General features: G+C 65.3%; 19 protein-coding genes. 8 read left to right on the top strand and 11 right to left on the bottom strand.

The features are described from left to right. The first annotated feature begins 1 nt into the window (after position 1). Positions 2-202, top strand: coding sequence for a hypothetical protein (locus MRBLMU1_RS18680; protein ID WP_363504027.1), 201 nt, complete (start codon positions 2-4; stop codon positions 200-202). A gap of 7 nt (positions 203-209) precedes the next feature. On the opposite strand, the gene MRBLMU1_RS18675 is transcribed toward MRBLMU1_RS18680, so the two are convergent. Continuing rightward, entirely contained in the window at positions 210-608 is a 399-nt protein-coding gene (locus MRBLMU1_RS18675; RefSeq protein ID WP_363504025.1) for a VOC family protein, read from the bottom strand. A gap of 137 nt (positions 609-745) precedes the next feature. Here MRBLMU1_RS18675 and MRBLMU1_RS18670 point away from each other — a divergent pair, with 137 nt between their 5' ends. Continuing rightward, complete coding sequence (locus tag MRBLMU1_RS18670) at positions 746-1,192, top strand: hypothetical protein (protein WP_363504023.1); 447 nt, start codon at positions 746-748, stop codon at positions 1,190-1,192. A gap of 3 nt (positions 1,193-1,195) precedes the next feature. On the opposite strand, the gene MRBLMU1_RS18665 is transcribed toward MRBLMU1_RS18670, so the two are convergent. Next, positions 1,196-3,634, bottom strand: a complete 2,439-nt coding sequence (locus tag MRBLMU1_RS18665; protein WP_363504021.1) for a TonB-dependent receptor — start codon at positions 3,632-3,634, stop codon at positions 1,196-1,198. Between the two features lie 285 nt (positions 3,635-3,919). Between MRBLMU1_RS18665 and MRBLMU1_RS18660 the strand changes: the two genes are divergently transcribed. From MRBLMU1_RS18660 to MRBLMU1_RS18650, 3 genes are read left to right on the top strand one after another with little or no spacing between them, the layout of a single operon-like run. Next, positions 3,920-5,320: a flavin-containing monooxygenase gene (locus MRBLMU1_RS18660; RefSeq protein WP_363504019.1), complete on the top strand. Its 1,401-nt coding sequence runs from the start codon at positions 3,920-3,922 to the stop codon at positions 5,318-5,320. 8 nt (positions 5,321-5,328) lie between these two features. Continuing rightward, positions 5,329-6,846, top strand: a complete 1,518-nt coding sequence (locus MRBLMU1_RS18655) for an aldehyde dehydrogenase (RefSeq protein WP_363504017.1) — start codon at positions 5,329-5,331, stop codon at positions 6,844-6,846. A 19-nt stretch (positions 6,847-6,865) separates the two neighbouring features. Next, positions 6,866-7,741: an SDR family NAD(P)-dependent oxidoreductase gene (locus tag MRBLMU1_RS18650; RefSeq protein WP_363504015.1), complete on the top strand. Its 876-nt coding sequence runs from the start codon at positions 6,866-6,868 to the stop codon at positions 7,739-7,741. Positions 7,742-7,761: 20 nt separating this feature from the next. Here the strand turns inward: MRBLMU1_RS18650 and MRBLMU1_RS18645 are convergent, their stop codons facing one another. After that, positions 7,762-8,826 (bottom strand): AraC family transcriptional regulator, encoded by a 1,065-nt coding sequence (locus MRBLMU1_RS18645; RefSeq protein ID WP_363504013.1) that lies wholly within the window; start codon positions 8,824-8,826, stop codon positions 7,762-7,764. 175 nt (positions 8,827-9,001) lie between these two features. Here MRBLMU1_RS18645 and MRBLMU1_RS18640 point away from each other — a divergent pair, with 175 nt between their 5' ends. Continuing rightward, on the top strand, positions 9,002-10,189 hold the full coding sequence (locus MRBLMU1_RS18640) for a hypothetical protein (protein WP_363504011.1): 1,188 nt from the start codon (positions 9,002-9,004) through the stop codon (positions 10,187-10,189). Here the strand turns inward: MRBLMU1_RS18640 and MRBLMU1_RS18635 are convergent. The 4 genes from MRBLMU1_RS18635 to MRBLMU1_RS18620 all read right to left on the bottom strand — a co-directional run bounded on the left by MRBLMU1_RS18635 (position 10,167) and on the right by MRBLMU1_RS18620 (position 14,592). Further along, positions 10,167-11,525 (bottom strand): diguanylate cyclase domain-containing protein, encoded by a 1,359-nt coding sequence (locus MRBLMU1_RS18635; protein WP_414646094.1) that lies wholly within the window; start codon positions 11,523-11,525, stop codon positions 10,167-10,169. The two genes, MRBLMU1_RS18640 and MRBLMU1_RS18635, sit on opposite strands and share 23 nt — an antisense overlap. Before the next feature lie 317 nt (positions 11,526-11,842). After that, a complete protein-coding gene (locus MRBLMU1_RS18630) occupies positions 11,843-13,036 on the bottom strand; it encodes a PLP-dependent aminotransferase family protein (RefSeq protein ID WP_363504007.1) in 1,194 nt (397 codons plus the stop codon). A gap of 105 nt (positions 13,037-13,141) precedes the next feature. Further along, entirely contained in the window at positions 13,142-13,603 is a 462-nt protein-coding gene (locus tag MRBLMU1_RS18625) for a RidA family protein (RefSeq protein ID WP_209715361.1), read from the bottom strand. A gap of 101 nt (positions 13,604-13,704) precedes the next feature. Beyond that, positions 13,705-14,592, bottom strand: a complete 888-nt coding sequence (locus MRBLMU1_RS18620; protein WP_363505108.1) for a DMT family transporter — start codon at positions 14,590-14,592, stop codon at positions 13,705-13,707. A gap of 224 nt (positions 14,593-14,816) precedes the next feature. On the opposite strand from MRBLMU1_RS18620, the gene MRBLMU1_RS18615 reads away from it, so the two are divergent. Together MRBLMU1_RS18615 and htpG are read left to right on the top strand one after the other, a co-directional pair. Beyond that, positions 14,817-16,460, top strand: coding sequence for a PLP-dependent aminotransferase family protein (locus tag MRBLMU1_RS18615; protein ID WP_363504004.1), 1,644 nt, complete (start codon positions 14,817-14,819; stop codon positions 16,458-16,460). Between the two features lie 93 nt (positions 16,461-16,553). Beyond that, positions 16,554-18,473, top strand: coding sequence for a molecular chaperone HtpG (gene htpG, locus MRBLMU1_RS18610; RefSeq protein WP_363504002.1), 1,920 nt, complete (start codon positions 16,554-16,556; stop codon positions 18,471-18,473). Between the two features lie 128 nt (positions 18,474-18,601). On the opposite strand, the gene MRBLMU1_RS18605 is transcribed toward htpG, so the two are convergent. The 4 genes from MRBLMU1_RS18605 to kynU form a co-directional block, all read right to left on the bottom strand. Then, positions 18,602-19,222, bottom strand: a complete 621-nt coding sequence (locus MRBLMU1_RS18605; RefSeq protein ID WP_363504000.1) for a CHRD domain-containing protein — start codon at positions 19,220-19,222, stop codon at positions 18,602-18,604. A gap of 80 nt (positions 19,223-19,302) precedes the next feature. Next, positions 19,303-19,848: an RBBP9/YdeN family alpha/beta hydrolase gene (locus MRBLMU1_RS18600; protein ID WP_363503998.1), complete on the bottom strand. Its 546-nt coding sequence runs from the start codon at positions 19,846-19,848 to the stop codon at positions 19,303-19,305. A gap of 156 nt (positions 19,849-20,004) precedes the next feature. Continuing rightward, entirely contained in the window at positions 20,005-20,892 is an 888-nt protein-coding gene (gene kynA, locus MRBLMU1_RS18595) for a tryptophan 2,3-dioxygenase (protein WP_363503996.1), read from the bottom strand. A gap of 10 nt (positions 20,893-20,902) precedes the next feature. Beyond that, positions 20,903-22,153, bottom strand: a complete 1,251-nt coding sequence (gene kynU / locus MRBLMU1_RS18590) for a kynureninase (RefSeq protein WP_363503994.1) — start codon at positions 22,151-22,153, stop codon at positions 20,903-20,905. Between the last annotated feature and the right edge of the window lie 274 nt (positions 22,154-22,427).

Below are 22,427 nucleotides of genomic sequence, written 5' to 3'. Positions count from 1 at the left end.
CATGGCAAGGAAAAAAGAGGAACTGGATCCGGAAACCCTGGAGTTGATCAACTGGTGTATCGAGGTCGAGGGTTTCCTGGTCAAAGGTGGCGCGACGGTGGCGGAGGCGCAGGATCACATCGAAGAGCAGGTCGAATGGTTCACCGACCAGTTCTACGACGGCCTGACGCCGGAGGAGGCGGCCAAGGAGGCGTTGGCCTGATTTTGCGTTAAGGACCGGCGGCGTCGTGGCAGACGACGCCCAGTTTATTCCCCTCCGGGTCGCGGAAGTAGGCGCCATAGTAGTTGTCGTGGTACTGCGGACGCAGCCCCGGAGGTCCCTCGCATTGGCCGCCATGCGCCAGTGCCGCCGCGTGGGCGCGGTCGACCGCCTCGCGCGAGGTCGCCATCAGCGCGATCATCTGGCCGTTGCCGCATCCCGCCGGCTGGCCGTCGTACGGTTTGCCGATGATGAACAGCGGCCGTCCGCCTTCCGCCGGCATCCACGCCGCCCACGGCTTGGCCGGATCGCTGAAACGCAGGCGCGTGCCGAGCGCCTCCATCATTTCGCTGTAAAACCCGAACGCCTTTTCAAAATCGTTGGTGCCGACGTAGACATGCGATAGCATTGGTTCTCCACAGATGGGTGTCAATTCGATAATTATATACGTGGAGAAACGAGCTTTCAGCGGCGCGCCGAAAGATCGCCGGCCCGTTTATGCTTTAATAGCTTAAATGACAAAACAATCTGGCGTGGGGGGATGCAATGATGAGCAGAGTTCTTTTCCTGACGGCCGCGCTCACGGCCTCGTTGGCGCTCGCCGGCGCGCCGACGACGGCCTGCGCCGCGCCGGTGCGGCACGATCATCCGTACATCGGCATCTGGAAAATCACGCTGCCCGATGGCTCCTGCAGCGAGACCTACCGGGTGCGCGGTGACGGCAGCACGCTGGTGTTCAGCAACGAGGAGGTGGCCGAGTCCACCTTCGTCATCGCCGACCATCCGGACAAACAGGGCTTCTACAAGTCGGTCGACACCCTCGTCAAGGACAACGGCAAACCCGATTGCGCCGGCCAGATCACCAAGCCGGGGCGCTCGGTCACCAATTACCTGCTGTTCCATCCCGGCGGCGACATGTTCCTGATGTGCGTGGAGCGCAGCATGGAGCGCTGCATCGGCCCCTTCGTGCGCGTCTCGGGCAGCGCCATCTGAGGTCTACAGGCTGCCCCTCAGCTCCAGCGCGACGGTGCGCGGCGGCGTGACGATGGCGTACGGCAGGCCGAACGGTTTGGTCTGGCCGTCGAGCGTGTACGCATACTGTTTGTCGAACAGATTATTCACCAGCAGGGCGATACCGAATTTGCCGTTGGCGTTGTCCCAGCCCAAGCGGAAGTCGGCCTTGCTGCGCGCCTCGCCGGTGCGGAAGGCCGGCGCGTTCAGGCATTGCAGCGCGCGGGTGTCGTCGTTGCAGCGCGCCTTGCTCTGGTAGGTGCCTTGCAGGGTGGTGCTGATCCTGCCGCCCAGCGCCTCCCAGCTGGCGTTGACGCCGCCCATGCCGTTGAAGGTCGGCGTGCCGACCGTCTGGCCGGACAGGTCCAGGGCCGCGCCGCTGTCGTCGATGGTGAGGTAACGCTTATAGGTCTGGTCGATCAGCTCCATCCCCGCGAACAGCGTCAGATTCGGCGATACGCGGATGCGGCCATCGAGATCGAGTCCCTTTGCTTGCTGGTCGCTGTTGACCACGTTGTAGGTCGGTATGGGGCCGGTGCCGCCAAGCTTGATGTCCTGCAGGTTCTTGAAGCGGTAGGCGAACACGGAACCGTTGAGCGTGGCCTTGATGGATGGGACATACAGTTTGAAGCCCAACTCCAGATTGGTCATTTTCTCGGGATCGTAGCTCGGGTCGCGCTGTCTGGGGTTGGCGGAGGCCGGATTCGGCGGCGTGAAGACATTGAAGCCGCCGGCCTGGTAGCCTTTCGACAGGGATGCGAACAGCAGCAGGTCGGGCGTCAGCTTGTGGTCCAGCACCAGGCGCGGGCTCCAGTCGGTCCAGCTCTTGGTCGACTGGACCGGGGTGGCCGCCAGCTGGCCGGCGGCGTAGAAGATCTGGTTCGACGGCAGCGCGGAGGCGTCCAGTCCCGCCAGCGGGCCGTAGGTGTTGAGCAGGGCGTCCAGCGCCGGCGACTCGCGCCCGGGCACGTGCCATTCCATGTTCTTGCGGTCGCGGCTCCAGCGCAGGCCCAACGTCAGGTTGGTGGACGGGGTGGCGTGCCAGATCACGTCCTGGTAGACCGAGAAGGCGCGCGTCCGCAGGTAGTTGTGGGTGGTTTCGCCCCACGGGAAGTTGGACGACGCGTCGACGCCCGGAATGCCGGCCTGTCCCAGCGCGCCGAACAGGTTCGCCAAGTCGGCGTTGCCGCCGCCGAGCAGGCTGACGTTGTCCAGGGTCGCGGTATTGAGCAGGGCGGTCGAGGATTGCCGTTCGCGGTTGTCGTAGAAGCTGGCGCCGGCGATCCAGTCCAGGTGTTCGGTTTTACCCGATAGTTTGAACTCCTGCTGCCAGTTGTAGGATTTTTTCTGATCGGTGTTCGCCAGCGAGAAATCTCGGCGCGCGGTGCCGTCGTTGTCGGTCAGGTTGTAGGTGGAGAAGGTGCGGTAGGCCGTGATCGAGCGCAGCGTGAGGCCGCCCAGCGGCAGTTCGGCGCGCAGGGTGGCGCCGTCGAAGGTGCGGCGCTCGCTGCCGCCGGTGTCGTTCTCCAGCGGCGCCTTGCGCGGATCGACGAAGTTGGCGACGTAGGCGGCGTCGTAGACGCCGGTGAAGCCGGCGAACGGCAGCGCCGGGTCCTTGACGACGCCGAAGGCCGGCCAGCCTTTCTGGCGCAGCTGCTCGTGTTCCAGGGTCAGGTTCAGGGTCGCGTCGCCGGCCTTGTGCTTGAGCGAGAGACGCGTGGCCCAGGACTTGTCGCCGGCGGTCCGTTCTCCGGTGGTGGCGTTGCGCACCCAGCCATCGCTTTCGGCGCGTACGAAGACCAGGCGCGCCGCCGTGTTGTCCGCCAGCGGCACGTTGACCATCGCGTCCATATTGGCGCGGCCATACTCGCCGAACTTGAGGTGGCCGTTCAGGTCGAACGTCTGATCCGGCTCGTTGGTCACGACGGAGATCGCGCCGGCGGCGCTGTTGCGGCCAAACAGCGTCCCTTGCGGCCCCTTGAGCACCTCGACGCGCTGGATATCGATGAAGTTCATCAGCGCGCCGCCGGTCTTGCCGGTATAGACCCCGTCCACATAGATCCCGACCGGCATGTCGGTGCCGATGCCGAAGTCTCCCGCCTGCACGCCGCGTATGCCGAAGATCGGTTGCGTGGGCTGGGTGGCCTCCACCTCCAGGCCGGGAAGATAGCCGTTCAAATCGCCCAGGTTCTTGGCGCCCAGGTTGCGGATGTCCTTGGCCGTTACGACCTCCATCGAGATGGGGACCTCCTGCGCCGATTGCGATCGCGATTGCGCGGTGACGACCACCTTCTGTATGTCGTCCTGGGCCAGCGCCCCCAGGGGCAGGGCGGCGGTGCCGGCGAATGCCACGGCGATGCTGTGCGCCAGTGTGCGCAACGCTACCTTGCGGCCGGACCGCGCCTGTTTTTCGTTTGTCTTCACGATATCTCCCCGTTGTTATGTTTGGTCTTACGGACTGGTCTTTTTTAAGTTTCTGTCATCGAATGTAGTCGCGCGCCGGACCTGCAAAGGGGCCGGATCGGACAGCGGAGGACGCCGGGGTGGCCAAACAGGCCCCGGTGTTGCGTGACCGCCCGAAAGACGGCGTTGGCCGGAAATGCTCCCTGCCTGTCCCTTTGGCCCCCATGCGCCGGCCACTTTGTTTGCACAATGAATTCAAGCCGAAAGCGAGGCTGCACACACAACGACACACAAGGGAGACTAAAAATGGGACAAGAGCAGACCGACCAGATTATCGACTGCGGCAACGCCGTCTGCGTGATCGGCGCGGGTCCCGGCGGCCTGTCCGCCGCCCGCGCGCTCAAGGGAATGAAGCTGCCGTACGAGCAGTTCGAACGCCACTCGGACGTCGGCGGCATCTGGGACATGCACAACCCCGGCAGCCCGATCTACGAATCGGCGCACTTCATCTCGTCGCGCGACCTGTCGGGCTTCATCGGTTTTCCGATGCCGAAGTCCTATCCCGACTATCCGACCAACCAGCAAATATTAAGCTATGTGCGCAGCTACGCCGACGCCTTCGGCCTGCGCGAGGCGATCCGCTTCAATACCCCTGTGCGGGACGTGCGCAAGGAACATGACGGCAAGTGGGTGGTGACCCTGGGCGACGGCGCCCGCCGGCGCTACCTGGCCGTCATCTGCGCCACCGGCTGCAACTGGGACCCGAACATGCCCGAGATCAAAGGCCATTTCAACGGCGAGATCCGCCATTCGGTGACCTTCAAGAGCAGCGATGAATTCAAGGGCAAGCGGGTGATGATCGTCGGCGCCGGCAATTCCGGCGCGGATATCGCCTGCGACGCCGCCACCCGCGCCGACAAGGCCTTCATCAGCATGCGGCGCGGCTACCACTTCATTCCCAAGCACTTGTTCGGGCTTCCCGCCGACCAGGTGGGCGAGAGCGGCCCGCCACTGCCGATCTGGATCGCGCGGCCGGTGATGAGCGTGCTGCTGAAAATGTTCACCGGCGATCTGACGCGCTTCGGGCTGCCCAAGCCGGACCACCGGCTGTTCGAGAGCCATCCGCTGCTCAATTCCCAGCTGCTGCACAATCTCCAGCACGGCAACATAGCGGTCAAGCCGGACGTCTCGCACTACGACGGCGACGACGTCGTCTTCAAGGACGGCAGCCGCGAGGCGCTCGATCTGGTGATCTACGCCACCGGCTACAAGTGGAGCTGCAAATACGCCGGCGAATACTTCGAGTGGCGCGGTGGCAGGCCGCAGTTGTATCTGTCGATGTTCAGCCGCGATCACCGCAATCTGTTCGGTATCGGCTATGTCGAAACCAACTCCAGCGCCTACAAGCTGTTCGACACCGAGGCCTTCATGATCGCCGCCTACCTGCGCGACCAGCTGGACAACCCTGGAAAGGCCAGCCCTTTCGACGCGCTGATCGCCAGCGACGATCCCGATCTGTCTGGCGGGCTCAAATTCGTCATGTCGCAGCGGCACGAGGTTTATCTGGAGGCGCATGCGCTCAAGTCGTATCTGAAGCGTCTTCGCAAGAAAATGGGTTGGCCGGAATTGAGCGAGTCCTATTACGACAGCCTGCGCGACAGCGTGGCCGCCTCGCGGTCCCCGACCGGCCTGCGCGCGGCGGCTTAGGGGGGAACATGGACAAGACACTGCACTACTACCAACAACGGGCCGCCGGCCTGGATTTCGAAACCCGCGCCCTGATCGGCGGACGCTTCGTCGACGCCATCTCCGGCAATCGGCTGGACACCTTCAATCCCGCCAACGGCGCCCGTCTGGCAAGCATCGCCAGTTGCGGCGCGGCCGACGTGGACGTGGCGGTCGGCGCGGCGCGCCGGGCATTCGACAATGGCGACTGGTCTCGCGCGTCGCCCAAGCATCGCAAAAAGGTGCTGCTGCGACTGGCCGACCTGGTCGAGGCGAATCTCGAAACGCTGGCGCTGATGGAGAGCCTGGACTCGGGCAAGCCGATACGCGACGCGCTGTCGGCCGACCTGCCGGACATGATCGAAAGCCTGCGATGGCACGCCGAGGCGGCCGACAAACTGTACGACCAGGTGGCGCCGACCGCGCCGGACGTGGTGGCGATGATCGTGCGCGAGCCGATCGGCGTGGTGGGCGCGGTCCTGCCGTGGAACTTCCCGATCTACCTGGCGGGATGGAAGATCGGCCCCTCGCTGGCCAGCGGCAATTCGATCGTCATCAAACCGGCCGAACAGACCACCTTGAGCGCGCTGATGCTGGGCCGCCTGGCGCTGGAGGCGGGCATTCCCGAGGGCGTGCTCAATATCGTGCCGGGCTACGGCGAGACCGTGGGCCAGGCCATGGGCCGCCACCGCGATATCGATTGCATCAGCTTCACCGGCTCGGGCGAGGTGGGGCGGCTGTTCCTGAAGTACTCGGCCGAGTCCAACCTGAAGCGGGTGGTGCTGGAATGCGGCGGCAAGAGCCCCGCGCTGGTGCTGGCGGACGCCTTCGACCTGCCGCGCGTGGCGCGGCAGGTGGCCACCGGCGCGCTGTTCTGCCAGGGCGAGAACTGCAGCGCCGGGTCGCGCCTGATCGTCCACCGTTCGCGCAAGGATGAGCTGCTGGAGGAGGTCAAGCGCGCCTTCGACGAATGGCCGGTCGGCGACCCGCTCGATCCGGCCACCCGCGTCGGCGCGCTGATCGAGCCGGGACACATGCGGCGCGTGCTGGGGTATATCGCAGGCGGCAGCGAGCAGGGCGCGCGGCTGGCGCACGGCGGCGCCCAGGTGCGCCGGGACAGCGGCGGCAGCTTCGTCGAGCCGACCATCTTCGATGGCGTCCTGCCGTCGATGACGATCGCGCGCGAGGAGATATTCGGGCCGGTGCTGTCGGTGATGGAATTCGATGATCTGTCGCAGGGCGTGGCCATCGCCAACGATACCAGCTACGGCCTGGCGTCGTCGGTCTACACCAGCAACCTGGATTCCGCCCACGGTGTGGCCAAGTCCATCCGCGCCGGCACCGTGTCGATCAACTGCTTCTCGGAAGGCGATACCGGCGTGCCGTTCGGCGGCTACAAGGAATCCGGCTTCGGCGGACGCGAGAAATCGCTGCTGGCCCATGACCAGTACACCGAGACCAAGACCATCTGGATGCAGCTGGGCGCGGCCGGCCATAAAAACAACTAAGACCACTAGAGGAATACACATGGCGATGACAACGAACGCCGGCCGGGCGGGGCGGGTTGCCCTGGTCACGGGCGGCGCGGGCGGCATAGGGAGGGCGATCTGCCGCGGTTTTGTGGAGCGGGGCATCACGTGCGTGCTGGCCGACCGCGACCAGGCGGCGCTGGACCGGGCGACGGCGGAACTGGGACCGAGTGCGGTGGGCGTGCGGGTCGATCTGGACGATTTGGACAAATTGCCGTCCCTGCTGGCCTTTATCGAGGAGCGCTTCGGCCGGCTCGACATCCTGGTCAACAACGCCGCCATGACCGGAACGGGGAATTTCGAGGAGCGTTCGGTCGATCACATCCTGGCGGAATTGAATATCAACCTGCTGTCGCCGATCGTGCTGACCCGGCTGGCCTTTGGCGCCTTGCAACGCGCCGGCGACGGCCGCGTGATCAACACCGTGTCGCTGGGCGGGATTTTCCCGTTGCCGGAAACCGGCATCTACTCGGCCACCAAATTCGGCCTGCGCGGGGCAATGCTGTGCCTGGGCCTGGACCGCGAGCGGCATGGGGTGCACGTTGGCAGCGTGCTGCCGTCGGCGACCGAGACGCAGATGCTGATGCGCGAGGCTATCGATGGCGGCAACACGCTGCAGTTCATGGATCCGCCGCAGCAGCCGGAGGACGTCGCGCGCCAGGTCATGCGCATGCTGGACAGCCCATGCCTGGAGCGCTATCCGCGTGTCAGCGAATCGTGGACGGTGAGGCTGGCGATGCTGGTGCCGAACATGCTGCCCAAGCTGATACCGCTGTTCCGCAAAAAAGGGGTGCGCGGCCACGCGCGCTATCTGGAGTCGCTGCGGCGGCGTGGGCTGGTGGTGCTCCGCGCCGGCAAATGGGAGATACCCTGACGGTAGTCAGTCCACCCGCGTCAGTCCGCCCGCTCCGGCATCAGCAGCCGTGGGGCGGGCATGCCTTGCCGTATCTGGTTCGGCAGGATGCCGGACCAGCGTTTGAAAGCGCGGCGGAAGTTGCGGGCGTCGGTGAAGCCGGTCGCCATCGCGATATCGACCAGCGGCATCGCGCTGCGCCGCAGCAGGTCGAGCGCGCACTCGTAGCGCACCTGGTCGACCAGCCGCTGGTAGGACGTGTCCAGCTCCGCCAGGCGGCGGCGCAGCGTGCGCTCGCTCATATTGAGCGCCGCTCCGGTTTGCGCCAGTCCCGGCATCTCGTCGACCGAGGCCCGCAGCACGTTCATGATGGATTCGACCAGGTCGTTGCGCGGCGTGTCGATCGACAGCAACTGGTCGATCTGCGCCTGCAGGCTGTCCTGCATGAAGCGGTCATGCGTCGGCAGCGGGCAGTGGTACCAGGTCATGTCGCAGATCAGGCGATTGAGCGGCGCGTTGAACACCACCGGGCAGCGGAAGTACTCGCTGTAGGCGCTGGCGTAGACTGGACGCGGATAACGCAGCTCAAGCCGCGCCGGCCGGAAATGCGAGCCGACCATCGCGCGCGCCACCTCCACGCCGCTGACGAAGATCTCCTCGATGAAAAACGGTTCCAGTTCCGGATCGTGGAAGCGGGTCGCCACTTCGATCGTGAAATGGCGCTCGTCGACCACCGCCAGCTCGTTGATGGTCAGCGCCCCCGCCGCGCGCTGGTATTTGATCAGGTAGAGCAGCGCCTCGCCCAAGGTGGGACAGGTGAGCATGCCCAAGCCGGGCAGGCCGAAGCACACCACCGTCTGCCGCGCGCCGGTGGCGATGCCGATGGCCGGGTCGCCCCAGCGCTGCATGGCGCGCCGCACCAGCATGCTGGTTTGCCGGTAGGAGACGCGAAAACCGGCGTCGCACAGATTCTCCGGCGTGAATCCCAAGCCCTTGCACAGCCTTTCGCCCGAGTGGCCACGGCTGGCCAGCAACTGCAAGACCTGGCGTATCACATGGGGCGGAACGTCGGCTTCCGAGTCGGGGAGGTGCGGTTTTACCGGCATGGGCCACTCCTTCAAGTTGATGAACGAGGCTAGCACAGGATTTGCGGGCCGGCGCGTCGAGGTGCGTTAAATGGCCGCTTGTGTGTCGTTTTTGGCCGCTTTGGCCCCGTCCTTCGTGACATCCGTCGTATGCTTTGATCACGGCAAATCGTGCCGCCACCACCATGGACCAGCGATGACCACCATACCCGCAGCGCCCCTGCCCGATGTCGACGCCGTGAAAACCACGACCGGTTCAACCCTGACACTCGCCTCCGCGTGGGCGCTGGGCATAGGCGGCACCACCATGATGCCGCTGCTGGTGACCAACACGATGGCGCGCTTGCACTTCGATGAGGGCCAGGCCACTTTGATGACCGGCGTCGAGATGGTCGGCATGCTGGCCGGCTGCATCCTGCTGCCGCCGATGGCGCGGCGCTGGCCGGGGCGGTGTACGGCCGTGGCGCTGGTGTTGCTGGCGCTGTGCCAGATGCTGACGGCGGTGACGCTTTCCACACCGCTGTTCGGCGCGCTGCGGCTGGCGGTCGGCGTTTGCGAAGCGCAGATGATCGTCATGGTCGGAATTTGCCTGGCCTGCCACCGCGACGCCGACCGTCTGTGGGGCATGGTGCTGCTGCTGTCAGGGTTGGCCGTAGCCGGCGTGTTCACGCTGGTGTCGCTGTTGCCGGATGTGGCGGCGGGCGACGGAGTCTGGATCGGCCTTGCGATGCTGGCGGCGGTGCTGGGCGTGGCGGCCGTTCGCACACCGGCTCTGGTGCCCGCGCGCGCGCCTGCGCCCATGGGGACGAGCGCCGGCAGGCGCCGCGTCGGCGCCGGCGTATGGCTGGCGTGGGGCGTGTTCGTCGGCGTCTACAGCGTGCAGGCAGGTGTGTGGGCGGTATCGGCGTTGCAGGGCGAGCGTATCGGCCTGTCGCTGCCGACGATCGGGACCCTGCTGGCGGTGTCCTCGTTGCTCGGTTTCTTTGGCGCGGTGGTGCCGGCGATACCGGCGCTGGCCGCGCGGCGCGGATTGACGGTCATGGGCGCGCTGCTCGTGATGTTCGCCTCGGTTGCCTGCTTCTTCACCGCCAGCGGCGCGGTGCTGTTCTTCGCCGGCCAACTGATGTTGAACATGGCCTTCTACGCCATCATGGCGGTGCTGAACAGCTTTATCTCGGCGCAGGACCGCGACGGCAGCCTGCTGTCGCAATCGGTGGTGGTGACGTTTGCCGCCGTGGCGGCGGGCACCGTCGGCGCCGGAGAGTTGTTCCAGGACGCCGGCGGCGTTGGCGTGATCGTGTTTTCGTTGCTGGCGCTGGCCGTCAGCGTGCCGCTTGGATTGAAGGCGCTGAGGGGCCGGGTCAGCGCATCACCAGCGCTTTGACCGCCTCCAGCGCGGCGCCGCCGGTGCTGGTCGACTGGACCTGATTGCGGCCGCCTTCCTTGGCGACGTACATCGCGCGGTCGGCGGCGACGAACAGCGATTCGGTGTTGTCCAGCTGGTGCGGGTGGATGGTCGCCACGCCGATGCTGACGGTCAGCCACTCGGACGTCGTCGACCGCGGGTGGGGAATGCGCAGCGATTCGATGTGGGCGCGGATCGCCTCGGCCATCATGGCCGCCGTTTCGGCCCCGGTCTCGGCGAACAGCAGCACGAATTCCTCGCCGCCGTAGCGCGCCGCCAGGTCGGTGGGGCGCAGCGCGTGCGAGGCGATGGCGGCCGCCACCCGCTGCAGGCAGGTGTCGCCCGCCGGGTGGCCCAGCGTGTCGTTGTACAGTTTGAAGTGGTCGACGTCCAGCACCACCAGCGATAGCGGCTGGCCGCTGCGCATGGAGCGCTGCCACTCCTTTTCCAGGAAGCTGTCGAAGTGGCGCCGGTTGGCGATCTGCGTCAGCGGATCGACCATGGCGGCGCGCTGCAGCGCGTCCTCCGATTGTTTGTGGTGCGTGATGTCGTGCAGCAGACCGATGAACAGCGGCTGGCGCAGGTACATCGGCGTCAGCGTCAGGTCCATGCACACCGAACTGCCGTTGCGGTGGCGGATGATCACCTCGCGCGTGCCGTGGCTGTGCGCCATCTCGGGCGAGGCGGCATAGCGGGCGAAGTATTCCAGGTATTCCTGCGCCACCAGGGGGTTGAGCAGCTCCGAGATGGCGCGGCCGGCCAGCTCGTTCTCCTGGTAGCCCAGGTATTTGTCGCAGGCCGGATTGGTGAACTGGATGCGTCCGTCCGCCTCGATGATCAGCAGGCCCTCGGCCATGTTGTTGACGATGGTGCGCAGGCGCTCGGCCTGTTCTTCCTGGGTTTCGCTGTTGCTACGGATTTGCAGCTGCGTGCGCACGCGCGCGCACACCTCGGCCATGCGCAGCGGTTTGCCGATGTAATCGACGGCGCCGATGTCGAAGCCGGCCACCACATCGTCGGTGTCGGTTTTCGCGCTCATGAAGATGACGGGGATGCGTTGCGTGGCCGCGTGGCTTTTGAGCTGGCGGCAGGTCTCCAGGCCGTCCATCCCCGGCATCACCACGTCGAGCAGTATCAGGTCCGGATGGACGCGGCGGGCGATCTTGAGCGCTCGCTCGCCGGAGGTGGCGACAAACGTCTGATATCCCTGTTCGACCATCAGCTTGCGCAGCACGGCGAGATTCTCCGGCGCGTCGTCGACGATCAGTATCGCGGCATCGCGCCGCGTGGCCAATCCGGAACTCACGGGTATCATTGCGCGTCGCCTTTGGCCTGATGGATCGTTTCGGCGTGGGGCCGCGAGCGCGCGGGGCGGCGGCGCAGGGGGCGAGCTGGGGAAGTTTGTACACGCATGAACAAAGGCTTGCCTTACTAAGTGACTATCCATTCAAATCATACCGCGTTGCCCGCCTGATATGTAAAAATTCAGCGCATGATTTTGGAGGGATACTTCAGGCTTGAAAGCGACGCCGGCCCAACGGCAGCAAGGGACCGTGCTTTTTTTTGTAGGGAAGACAAGAGAGGGAGTGTGGGCGGCGAACGCCGCCCACGGGATGCCACAATGAGCCGTCTTTAGATCTTGGCGGCGATCAGTTTGCCGAGGATCTCGATGCCGGCGCGGATGCGTTCCGGCGGCACGGTCACGAACGAAAGGCGCAAAGTGTTGGTTTCCGGTTCGTTGGCGTAGAACGGCGAACCCGGTACGAAGGCGACCTTCTGGGCGATCGCCTCGTCCAGCAGTTTCATCGCGTCGATGTGCTTGGGCAGCGTGACCCAGATGAACATGCCGCCTTCGGGCTTGGTCCACTCGACGCCGGCCGGGAAGTACTGCGCCATCGCATCCAGCATGACCTGGCACTGGTTGCCGTACAAGGTGCGGATTTTCGGGATATGCCGCTCCAGGAAGCCGTCCTTGATCACTTCATGCACCACCATCTGCGTCAGCTGCGAGGTGTGCAGGTCGGCGGCCTGCTTGGCCAGCTCCAGGCGGCGCACCAGCGGCAGCGGAGCCACCACGTAGCCCAGACGGATGCCCGGCGTCAGTACCTTGGAGAAGGAGCCCATGTAGATCACGCCTTCGGGGTTCATCGCCACCATCTTCGGCAGCGGATCGCCCTTGTAGCTCAAGGCGCCGTACGGATCGTCCTCGATCAGCGGCAGGCCCAGACGGGCGCAGGTTTCCACCAGTTCCAGACGGCGCTCGACGGACAGGGTGCGGCCGGTCGGGTTCTGGAAGTTCGGCAGCGCGTACAGCAGGCGCGCGCCGGCGGCGACGGCGTCCAGCGACGACGGCACCAGGCCATGTTCGTCGGTGTCGACCGATTTGAACTCCGGACGGTAGACCGAGAAGGCCTGCAGCGCGCCCAGGTAGGACGGGGTCTCGACCAGCACGCGGCTGCCTTCGTCGATCAGCACTTTGCCCAGCAGGTCCAGCGCCTGCTGCGAGCCGGACGTCATCAGCACCTGTTCAGGGATGATCTTGGCGCCGTTGGCCGACAGCGAATCGGCGATCCACTGGCGCAGCGGCAGGTAGCCGTCGGTCGGGCCGTATTGCAGCGCCACTTTGCCGTTGGTCTCGAGGACCTTGTCGAAGGCGATCTTCATTTCGTCGACCGGGAAGGTCAACGGCGACGGCAGGCCGCCGGCGAAGGAGATGATCTCGGGCTGCTGCGTGATCTTCAGGATCTCGCGGATGAAGGACGATTGCAGCTGGTCGGCGCGTTCGGAGAAGCGCCACTGGATCGGGTTCGGATTTTCGATTTTCATACATGTCTCACTAGATGTGTGCCGCCGGAGGGGACAGGCAATTCAACAAGCGCGCTTGTGGCGGCTTTTATAAAAAGGAACGGCGCCGGATAGGACGCCGCCCGCTTACGCGACTTCCGCGATCAGTTCGATTTCGACGCAGGCGCCAAGCGGGATTTGTGCGACACCAAAGGCCGAGCGGGCGTGTTTGCCGGCGTCGCCGAAGACTTCGCCCAGCAGCTCGGAAGCGCCGTTGGTGACCAGGTGCTGTTCGGTAAAATCAGGGGTGGAGTTCACAAGGCTCATCAGCTTGACGATGCGGCGCACGCGGTTCAGGTCGCCGCCGACGGCCGCCTGCAGGGTGCCGATCAAGTCGATGGCGATGGCGCGCGCGGCTTGCTTGCCTTCGGCCGTGTCGATGTTCTTGCCCAACTGGCCCACCCACACGCTGCCGTCGGCGCGTTTGGCGATGTGACCCGAGATGAACACCGTGTTGCCGGTTTGCGCATACATGACGTAGGCGGCGGCCGGGGTGGCGGGTGCGGCCAGGGTGATATCGAGCGCTTTCAGTTTTTCGTAGACAGACATGTGCTTATCCATATAGTAAGTGGGTGGGGCTGTAGACCGATATTGTACTCTTGAGACAGGCCATGCCTGCAATTGAGCCAAAATCAGAATACTCCACGGTTTTAGCGGCGTTTCACCTGCATTTTGCGGCCGATGCCCACCGTGGCGATGACGGCGATTGCAAATATCACGGTTGGCCACTCCAGCGCCTCGCCCAGGATCAGGGCCGCCCCGAGCAGCGACAGGAAGGGCTGCACCAGCTGCACCTGGCCGACCCGCGCCACGCCGCCCAGCGCCATGCCGCGATACCAGAAGAAGAATCCGATGAACATCGAGAATACCGAGACGTAGGCGAAGCCGGTCCAGGCGGCCGCGCCGGCGGCGGCGATTTGACCGGCGTCGTGCCAGCACAGCCAGCCGACCACCGGGACCAGCACCGGCGCGGCCAGCACCAGCGCCCAGCAAATGGTCTGCTGACCGCCCAGGGTCTGCGACAGGCGCCCGCCGGCGGCGTAGCCCATGGCGGCCAGCAGCACGGCGGCGAAGATCGCCAAATCGGCCAGATGCAGGCCGCCGCCGCTCTGGCGCAGTGCGAAGCCGGCCACCAGCGCCGAGCCGCACAAGGCCATGATCCAGAAGCCGGCCGAAGGTTTTTCGCCGCCCAGCAGGGCCGCGAAGACGGCGGTGGCCAGCGGCAGGATGCCGATCAGGACGGCGCCGTGGGCGGCCGGCAGCGAGCGCATGGCGATGGAGGTCAGCCACGGGAAGCCGATCACGCAGCCGACGGCCACCGTCGCCAGCGGCGCCAATGCGGCGCGGGGAGGCAGCGGCGCGCGCTTCCACAGCAGCCAGGCGCCGGCCAGCGCGGCGGCGACCAGCGCGCGCCCCAGCGCGACGAACATCGGCGACAGGCCGGTGGCGCCACCGGTATCGCCGGCGGCGCCGACGGCGAGCCGGGTGAAGGGCAGGGTCAGGCTGAAGATGGCGACCCCGATGAGGCCCAGCAGCATGCCGGCCGTTTCGTCGCTGATGCCGCCGAGGCGGGAACCGTGGGTCGGGATCGGGGCTACCGTGGTGGGCGGGGCGCTGTGGGTGGCGATGCGGGTCATGCTGGCTCCAGTGGGTTTGCTTGGATTTGCTTGGATTTGCTCGTCCTATGGGTGTATCCTACGGTACAAAAGCCAGTACAGTGCCAGTACACTTTAAACTTAATTTCTTATACTGTGACGGTAGCATGACCAATACACGCAAGCGCACATCGCTTTTAGGCGCCGCCGCCTCGGCCGCGGCCGAGGCTGTTAATGAGGCGTTGGCGGCCGCGCACGCCCGCGCCGTGGCCGCCGCCGCACCCGGACCGGCGGTGGCGTCGGTGCCGGCGGGCGGGAATGCCAAGGCGGTTAAAGCGGCGTCCAGGCCCAGGTCCGCCGCCGGACCGTTGGTGGGATTGCTGTCGCGCGAATCGGGCGAAACGCTGATCGACCAGATCGTGCGCTCGGTGGCGGCGCGCATCGACGACCGGCTGCTGCGGGGCGGGGCGCGCATGCCGTCGATCCGCGCGTTCGCGGCGGCGCATGGCGTGTCCGCCTTCACCGTGGTGGCCAGCTACGACAAGCTGGTGGCGACCGGCTACCTGGAGTCGCGCCGGGGCGCCGGCTTTTTCGTGCGCGAGCGGGCGCCGATGGCGCTCAACGCCACCGACGCGGCAAGCGCCCCGGCCGGGGCGGGCGCCTCCCGTTCCCGGCTAGACGCCAAGCCGATCGACGTGGTCTGGCTGGTGCGGAACATGTTCCGCCAGATGCCGCACCACCAGATGCCCGGCTCCGGCGTGCTGCCGCCCGAATGGCTGGACGGCACCGCGATCGCCAACGCGCTGCGCGCGGTCAGCCGCCAGAATCCCAATCTGCTGGTGAGCTACGGCCTGCCGCAGGGCTTCCTGCCGCTGCGCCAGCAACTGCAGCACAAGCTCGCCGAGCTGGAAATCGCCGCCGCGCCGGAGCAAATCGTCACCACCGCCGGCGTCACGCAGGCGCTGGACATGGTGGCGCGCGAGTTCACCCGGCCCGGCGACACCATCTTCGTCGACGATCCGGCCTGGTTCCTGATGTTCGGCTCCTTCGCCGCGCTGGGCGCCAACGTGATCGGCATTCCGCGCCTGGCCGACGGCCCGGATATCGCCCGGCTGGCCGAGCTGGCGGCGATCCACAAGCCCAAGCTCTATATTATTAACTCGGTGCTGCACAATCCCAGTTCGACCTCGCTGTCGGCGGCCAAGGCGTTCCAGGTGCTGCGGCTGTCGGAGGAGCACGACTTCATCATCGTCGAAGACGACATCTACTGCGACCTGCACCCCGGCAGCGCGGTGCAGCCGGCCACGCGGCTGTCGGCGCTGGACCAGCTGCAGCGGGTGATTTACCTGGGCGGCTTCTCCAAGACGATGGCGGCCAACCTGCGGGTCGGCTTCATCGCCACGTCGGCCGAGCGGGCCGAGAGGCTGGCCGACCGCAAGATGCTGTCCACCCTGACCACCAGCGATATCGGCGAGCGGGTGGTCTATAAAGTGCTGTCCGAGGGCTCCTACCGCAAGCACGCGGACCGGGTGCGCACGCGGCTCGACGGCATCCGCGCCAAGGCGGTGCGGCAGATGGAGCGCGTCGGCCTGAAGGTGGACGTGGCGTCGCCGGCCGGGATGTTCGTCTGGGCGGACGCCGGCTGCGACACCAGCGTGCTGACCGAGCGCGCCATGGCCGACAATCTGCTGCTGGCGCCGGGCAGCCTGTTCTCGCCCACGCAGCTGCCGTCGACCCGCATGCGGCTCAATGTGGCGGCGATGCAGGAGCCGGGCGTGTGGAAGTTCCTGGAGCAGCAGTTGGGAAAATAGCAAGCTGCTCTTGAAAACCATTTTATAATCCCCACTTTCGCCACACCCGTGCGACTTCGCGCACGTACACTAAGACTATTAGAGGCTCTAAAAATGGCAGATAACGATAAGCAAACCCTTGGTTTCCAGGCTGAAGTGAAACAGCTGTTGCAGCTGATGATCCACTCCCTGTACTCGAATAAAGAGATTTTCCTGCGCGAATTGATCTCGAACGCGTCCGACGCGTCCGACAAGCTGCGCTTCGAGGCGATCAACAACGACGCCCTGTATGGCAACGACCATGAACTGAAGATCAAGGTCAGCTTCGACAAAGCCGCCCGCACCATCACCATTTCCGACAACGGCATCGGCATGAGCCGCGACGAGGCGATCTCGCACCTGGGCACCATCGCCAAATCGGGCACCAAGGAATTCTTCGGCAAGCTGTCGGGCGACCAGCAGCAGGACGCGGCCCTGATCGGCCAGTTCGGCGTGGGCTTCTACTCCGGCTTCATCGTCGCCGACAAGATCACCGTCGAAACCCGCCGCGCCGGCGCCGAGGCGTCCGAAGGCGTACGTTGGGAATCGGCCGGCGAGGGCGATTACTCGGTCGAGCAGATCGAAAAGACCGGCCGTGGCACCGACATCATCCTGCACCTGCGCGAAGGCGAGGACGAGCTGCTGTCGTCGTGGAAGATCAAATCCATCATCCGCAAGTACTCGGACCATATCTCGCTGCCGATCGTGATGCAGAAAGAGGAATGGGACGACGAGAAGAAGGAAACCGTTCTTAAAGACGAATTCGAGACCGTCAACCAGGCCAGCGCGCTGTGGGCGCGCAGCAAATCGGAGATCACGCCGGAGCAGTACGAGGAATTCTACAAGCACGTCTCGCACGACTTCCAGGCGCCGCTGGCGTACACGCACAACCGCGTCGAAGGCCGCAGCGAGTACACGCAACTGCTGTACATCCCGGCCAAGGCGCCGTTCGACCTGTGGGACCGCAACAAGCGCGGCGGCATCAAGCTGTACGTCAAGCGCGTGTTCATCATGGACGACGCCGAGCAGCTGATGCCGGCCTACCTGCGCATGGTCAAGGGCGTGATCGACTCGGCCGACCTGCCGTTGAACGTCTCGCGCGAGATCCTGCAGGAGTCGCGCGACGTCAAGGTGATCCGCGACGGCTCGACCAAGCGTGTGATCGGCATGCTGGAGGAACTGGCCAACGCCGAAGAGCAGGAGAAGAAGGACAAGTACGCCACCTTCTGGAAGGAGTTCGGCCAGGTGCTGAAAGAGGGCATCGGCGAGGACGCGACCAACAAGGACCGCCTGGCCAAGCTGCTGCGCTTCGCCTCGACCGCCAACGAGAACGACGAGCAAAGCGTCTCGCTGGAGCAGTATGTCGCGCGCCTGAAGGAAGGCCAGGACAAGATCTACTACGTCACGGCCGATAACTACGTCGCCGCCAAGAACAGCCCGCACCTGGAGATCTTCCGCAAGAAGGGCGTCGAAGTGCTGCTGCTGACCGACCGCGTCGACGAGTGGATGCTGTCGTTCCTGACCGAGTTCGAAGGCAAGGAGCTGGTGTCGGTGGCCAAGGGCGGCCTGGATCTGGGCGCGCTGGAAGACGAGGCCGAGAAGAAGGAGCACGAAGAGACCGAAAGCTCGTACAAGGATTTGGTCGGCAAGATGAAGGAAGCCTTGTCGGACAAAGCCAAGGACGTGCGCGTGACGTTCCGCCTGACCGATTCGCCGGCCTGCCTGGTGGCGGACGAGCATGAGCTGTCGGGCAACCTGCTGCGCATGTTGAAGGCGGCCGGCCAGAGCGCGCCGGAGTCCAAGCCTATCCTCGAGATCAATCCGAACCACCCGCTGGTGACGCGTTTGAAGTACGAGGAATCGGGCACCGCGTTCGGCGACTGGGCCAACATCCTGTTCGATCAGGCGTTGTTGGCGGAGGGCGGTTCGCTGAGCGACCCGGCCACGTTCGTCAAGCGTCTCAACGAGATGCTGCTGAGCGGCGCGGGCAAGTAAGCGCAAGAGTTACCACAGATCCACGTAGGGCGGATTAGGCGGAACGCCGTAATCGGCCATCTATGAGCCATCGACGGCGCATAGATGGCCGATTACGCTCCGCTAATCCGCCCTACGTGTTTTAGAAGTTATTTTGATTTGACCGAATTTTTCGAGCGCCGCCGCGCCAGCATCAGCAGCACCGGCAGGCCGATGCCCAGCATCGCGACGCTTTCCGGCTCCGGTATCGCCGCCGCCGGTGCCAGCGCATAGAAGCCGCGCACCTCGCCGGCGGACGCGTAGCTGGTATGGATGTTGAAATACGCGCTGCCGTTTTTGAGCGCGTTATCAAACGCCGCTTCCGCGAACGCGGTGCTGTTGCCCCAGCTGCTCAGGAAGCTCGGGCTCCAGCTCGACGCCAGCGAGGTGTCGTAGGTGTGGGTGTAGACGCCGCTGTGTACCCCCTGCGGAAAGCCGCTCAGATTCGGCACCGGCGTCATGACGCCGGCGATGCCGGTGCCCGGCGCCGTGGTGCAGCAGTGGATGTGCGCGGCGTAGGTTTCCCCCGCCAGACCGCTGAAGGTGACGTTGATTTCCAGTATATGGGTGGCGGGATCGAAACTGATCGTGCTGGCGCCGATGGCCGGCGAGGTGTTGGGCGGCTCTTCCTGCTGGCCGGTAAGGATGGCGCTGTAGTTGGCGGCGCCGGCGCTCGCGGCCGACAACATCAAGCCTGCCGCCGCCAGATACGTGCGGATACGCGGGTTCATTCTTGTCCCCTCCTTGTTATTGATGCGTTATTGGGCCTTCTTGCGTCAATGTTAGAGGGAATACCCGTGCGCGAGTTCCCTCAGCGCTGGACCTTTTTGCAGAGGTTCAGTAGTAGCTTTTCACCTTCCGGCCACGGGCCGTAGCCAGCATCGCCGTTGATATGGCCGGCGTTGCCGATCTCATTGTAGTCACTTCCCCAGGCCTTTGCGAACTGTTGCGCGCGCTGTGTGCTGACGTAGGGATCGTCGGCGCTGGCGACGACGATGCTGGGGAACGGCAGGCGCTCCAGCAGCATCGGCTGGAAACCGGTGGTGCAGTTGGGGTAGGAGGGCGCGTCGGTGTCGCTGGGCGCGACCAGGAAGGCGCCGGCGATCCGGTACGCGGAGCCGGAGGCGGCCCAGCGCGTCACCAGGGAGCAGCCCAGGCTGTGCGCGGCCAGCACCGGCGGACGCTCGCACCGGGCGATGGCGGCGTCCAGTTCGGCCACCCATACCTCGCGGTCGGGGGTGTCCCAGTCGCGGTGCGGCACGCGGACCCAGGTCGGATGGTTTTGCTCCCATCGGGTTTGCCAGTGGGCAGGGCCGGAATTCCACAGGCCGGCCAGGGTGAGTACCTCGTAGTCCATTTACTTCCTTGCTGGATAGAATGGTTTGCATCTTAACCCGGCCACGGCGCGGCGCCGCGCGGCACCAGGTGATATGCGCAAGCGGGGACAAGTGGGGTTATCCTGGGTCCTTACGGCCCAGCCCGTGTCCGAATGACAGACTTGACCCCCGGGGTTTTACAACGCCGTGCGCAGCGCGAACAGTTCGGGGAATAGCACCACGTCGAGCATCTTGCGCAGGTAGCTGACGCCGGCCGTGCCGCCGGTGCCGGTCTTGAAGCCGATGATGCGCTCGACCGTGGTGACGTGGCGGAAGCGCCAGAAGCGGAACGCCGTCTCCAGGTCGACCAGCTTTTCGGCCAGCTCGTACAAGGCCCAGTACTTCGTCGGGTCGCGGTAGACTTCCAGCCACGCGTTTTGCACCGATTCGTCGGCGGCGGTCGGCAAGGTCCAGTCGGCGTTCAACCGTTCTGCGGCGATCGGCAGACCGTTGCGCGCCAGCAGCTTGACCGCTTCGTCATACACCGACGGCTCGCGCAAGGCCTTGTCGAGCACCGCGAAGGCCTCCGGCGCGGTGCTGTGGACGTTCAGCAGGGCGGCGTTCTTGTTGCCGAGGATAAACTCGATCTCGCGGTACTGGTACGACTGGAAGCCCGACGAGGCGCCCAGATACGGACGGATCGCCGTGTATTCGGGCGGCGTCATCGTCGCCAGCACGTCCCAGGCGTGCACCAGCTGGTCCATGATGCGGGCCACCCGCGCCAGCATCTTGAAGGCCGGCGCCAGGTCGTTCGATTGCAGGCGCGCGCGCACCGCGTGCATTTCGTGCAGCATCAGCTTCATCCACAGTTCGCTGGTCTGGTGCTGGACGATGAACAGCATTTCGTTGTGGTTGGGCGACAGCGGGTGCTGGGCGTTGAGGATCTGGTTCAGGCCCAGATAGTCGCCATAGCTCATCGAGTTGCTGAAGTCCATCTGCGCGCCGTGCCATTCGGCGTCGCCGGCGCCGGGGTTCGTCTTCGCGTGCATCGGGCAGCCGTCGGCCGCCGGTTTTTGTTCGGTCATGATGATCTCGTCAGGTGACGGCGTCACGCTTGGCGTCGACGTCGTAGTCTTTGCGGTCCAGGATGTCGCGCAGGATGTCGACCGCGTCCCAGACTTCGGTGTAGCTGGTGTACAGCGGCGTGAAGCCGAAGCGCATGATGGCCGGTTCGCGGTAGTCGCCGATGACGCCGCGCGCGATCAGCGCCGACATCACCGCGTAGCCGTGCGGATGGGTGAAGCCGACCTGGCTGCCACGGCGCGCGTGCGCGCGTGGCGTGACCAGTCCCAGCGGGTGGTCGGCGCAGCGTTGCTCCACCAGTTCGATGAACAGGTCGGTGAGCGCCAGCGATTTTTCGCGGATCGCCGCCATCGACGTGTGTTCGAACACCTCCAGCCCGCACTCGACCAGCGCCAGCGACACCACCGGTTGCGTGCCGCACAGCGCGCGGCCGATGCCGGCGGTCGGGGCGAAGTCCGGCGCCATCGCGAACGGCGCGGCGTGGCCCCACCAGCCCGACAGCGGCTGCGTGAAGCGGGCCTGGTGCCGGCGCGGCACCCAGATGAAGGCCGGGGCGCCGGGGCCGCCGTTCAGGTACTTGTAGGTGCAGCCGACGGCCAGGTCGGCGCCGTCGCCGTTCAAGTCCAGCGGCACCGCGCCCGCCGAGTGGGCCAAGTCCCAGATGATCAGCGCGCCGGCCGCGTGGGCCAGGGCGCTGGTGGCGCGCATGTCGTGCTGGTAGCCGGTGCGGTAGTTCACGTGGGTCAGCATGACGACGGCGGTGTCGGCGCCGATGGCGGCCGGCAGCTCCTCCACCGAGTCGACCAGCTTGACGGTGTAGCCGCGATCGAGCCAGCCGCTCAGGCCCTGGGCCATATAGATGTCGGTCGGGAAGTTGGAGCGTTCGGTGACGATCACGCGTCGGTTGGCGTTGGCCGGGTCGTTGGCCTGCATGTGCAGCGCGGCGGCCAGCGCCTTGAACAGGTTGAGCGAGGTGGTGTCGGTGACGACGACCTCGTCCGGGGCGCCGCCGATCAGCGGCGCCAGCCTGTTGCCCAGCCTTTTCGGCAGGTCGAACCAACCGGCGGTGTTCCAGCTGCGGATCAGGTCGTGTCCCCATTCCTGCGCGATGACATGCTGGGCGCGGGTGAGGGCGGCCTTCGGACGCGCGCCCAAGGAGTTGCCATCCAGATATATCACGCCGGCAGGCAGATCGAAGCGTTCGCGCAGCGCGGCCAGCGGGTCCCGCGCGTCGCGTTGTAGGCAGTCATTGCGAGTTGTCATTAAATTACCTTTTTTTGAGTCCGTAAATACTTTAGGCTTAAACAAGTTGTCTGATGCGCCAGTGTAGCAGGAAAAACCGCCGGTTTTGCCGGCGCCCGGACCGCCCGCGGCACCACCCGTCACCCCGCAAACCCGCATGAATGCTGGCTTTGCGGGGTGTTCGAGAACTATTTTCGATTTTTTTTCAAAAAAATTCAAAAAAACCCTAAAGTTCCCGCAGCCGCTGCCGTTACCAGATTCATGAAGAGGGTAAAAGCAGGTAAATCGCGCTTCG

The organism is Burkholderia sp. LMU1-1-1.1 (assembly GCF_040675865.1).
Taxonomy (GTDB): Bacteria; Pseudomonadota; Gammaproteobacteria; order Burkholderiales; family Burkholderiaceae_D; genus Rugamonas.
The sequence above is the reverse complement of the archived record's forward strand: the minus strand, read 5'-3'. Positions and strand labels throughout refer to the sequence as shown.

What these genes read in the sequence shown, in the direction of transcription:
- MRBLMU1_RS18680 (WP_363504027.1), top strand. Translation starts at nt 2, where the DNA reads ATGGCAAGGAAAAAAGAGGAACTGGATCCGGAAACCCTGGAGTTGATC.
- MRBLMU1_RS18675 (WP_363504025.1), bottom strand. Translation starts at nt 608, where the DNA reads ATGCTATCGCATGTCTACGTCGGCACCAACGATTTTGAAAAGGCGTTC.
- MRBLMU1_RS18670 (WP_363504023.1), top strand. Translation starts at nt 746, where the DNA reads ATGATGAGCAGAGTTCTTTTCCTGACGGCCGCGCTCACGGCCTCGTTG.
- MRBLMU1_RS18660 (WP_363504019.1), top strand. Translation starts at nt 3,920, where the DNA reads ATGGGACAAGAGCAGACCGACCAGATTATCGACTGCGGCAACGCCGTC.
- MRBLMU1_RS18655 (WP_363504017.1), top strand. Translation starts at nt 5,329, where the DNA reads ATGGACAAGACACTGCACTACTACCAACAACGGGCCGCCGGCCTGGAT.
- MRBLMU1_RS18650 (WP_363504015.1), top strand. Translation starts at nt 6,866, where the DNA reads ATGGCGATGACAACGAACGCCGGCCGGGCGGGGCGGGTTGCCCTGGTC.
- MRBLMU1_RS18645 (WP_363504013.1), bottom strand. Translation starts at nt 8,826, where the DNA reads ATGCCGGTAAAACCGCACCTCCCCGACTCGGAAGCCGACGTTCCGCCC.
- MRBLMU1_RS18640 (WP_363504011.1), top strand. Translation starts at nt 9,002, where the DNA reads ATGACCACCATACCCGCAGCGCCCCTGCCCGATGTCGACGCCGTGAAA.
- MRBLMU1_RS18635 (WP_414646094.1), bottom strand. Translation starts at nt 11,525, where the DNA reads ATGATACCCGTGAGTTCCGGATTGGCCACGCGGCGCGATGCCGCGATA.
- MRBLMU1_RS18630 (WP_363504007.1), bottom strand. Translation starts at nt 13,036, where the DNA reads ATGAAAATCGAAAATCCGAACCCGATCCAGTGGCGCTTCTCCGAACGC.
- MRBLMU1_RS18625 (WP_209715361.1), bottom strand. Translation starts at nt 13,603, where the DNA reads ATGTCTGTCTACGAAAAACTGAAAGCGCTCGATATCACCCTGGCCGCA.
- MRBLMU1_RS18620 (WP_363505108.1), bottom strand. Translation starts at nt 14,592, where the DNA reads ATGCTGCTGGGCCTCATCGGGGTCGCCATCTTCAGCCTGACCCTGCCC.
- MRBLMU1_RS18615 (WP_363504004.1), top strand. Translation starts at nt 14,817, where the DNA reads ATGACCAATACACGCAAGCGCACATCGCTTTTAGGCGCCGCCGCCTCG.
- htpG (WP_363504002.1), top strand. Translation starts at nt 16,554, where the DNA reads ATGGCAGATAACGATAAGCAAACCCTTGGTTTCCAGGCTGAAGTGAAA.
- MRBLMU1_RS18605 (WP_363504000.1), bottom strand. Translation starts at nt 19,222, where the DNA reads ATGAACCCGCGTATCCGCACGTATCTGGCGGCGGCAGGCTTGATGTTG.
- MRBLMU1_RS18600 (WP_363503998.1), bottom strand. Translation starts at nt 19,848, where the DNA reads ATGGACTACGAGGTACTCACCCTGGCCGGCCTGTGGAATTCCGGCCCT.
- kynA (WP_363503996.1), bottom strand. Translation starts at nt 20,892, where the DNA reads ATGACCGAACAAAAACCGGCGGCCGACGGCTGCCCGATGCACGCGAAG.
- kynU (WP_363503994.1), bottom strand. Translation starts at nt 22,153, where the DNA reads ATGACAACTCGCAATGACTGCCTACAACGCGACGCGCGGGACCCGCTG.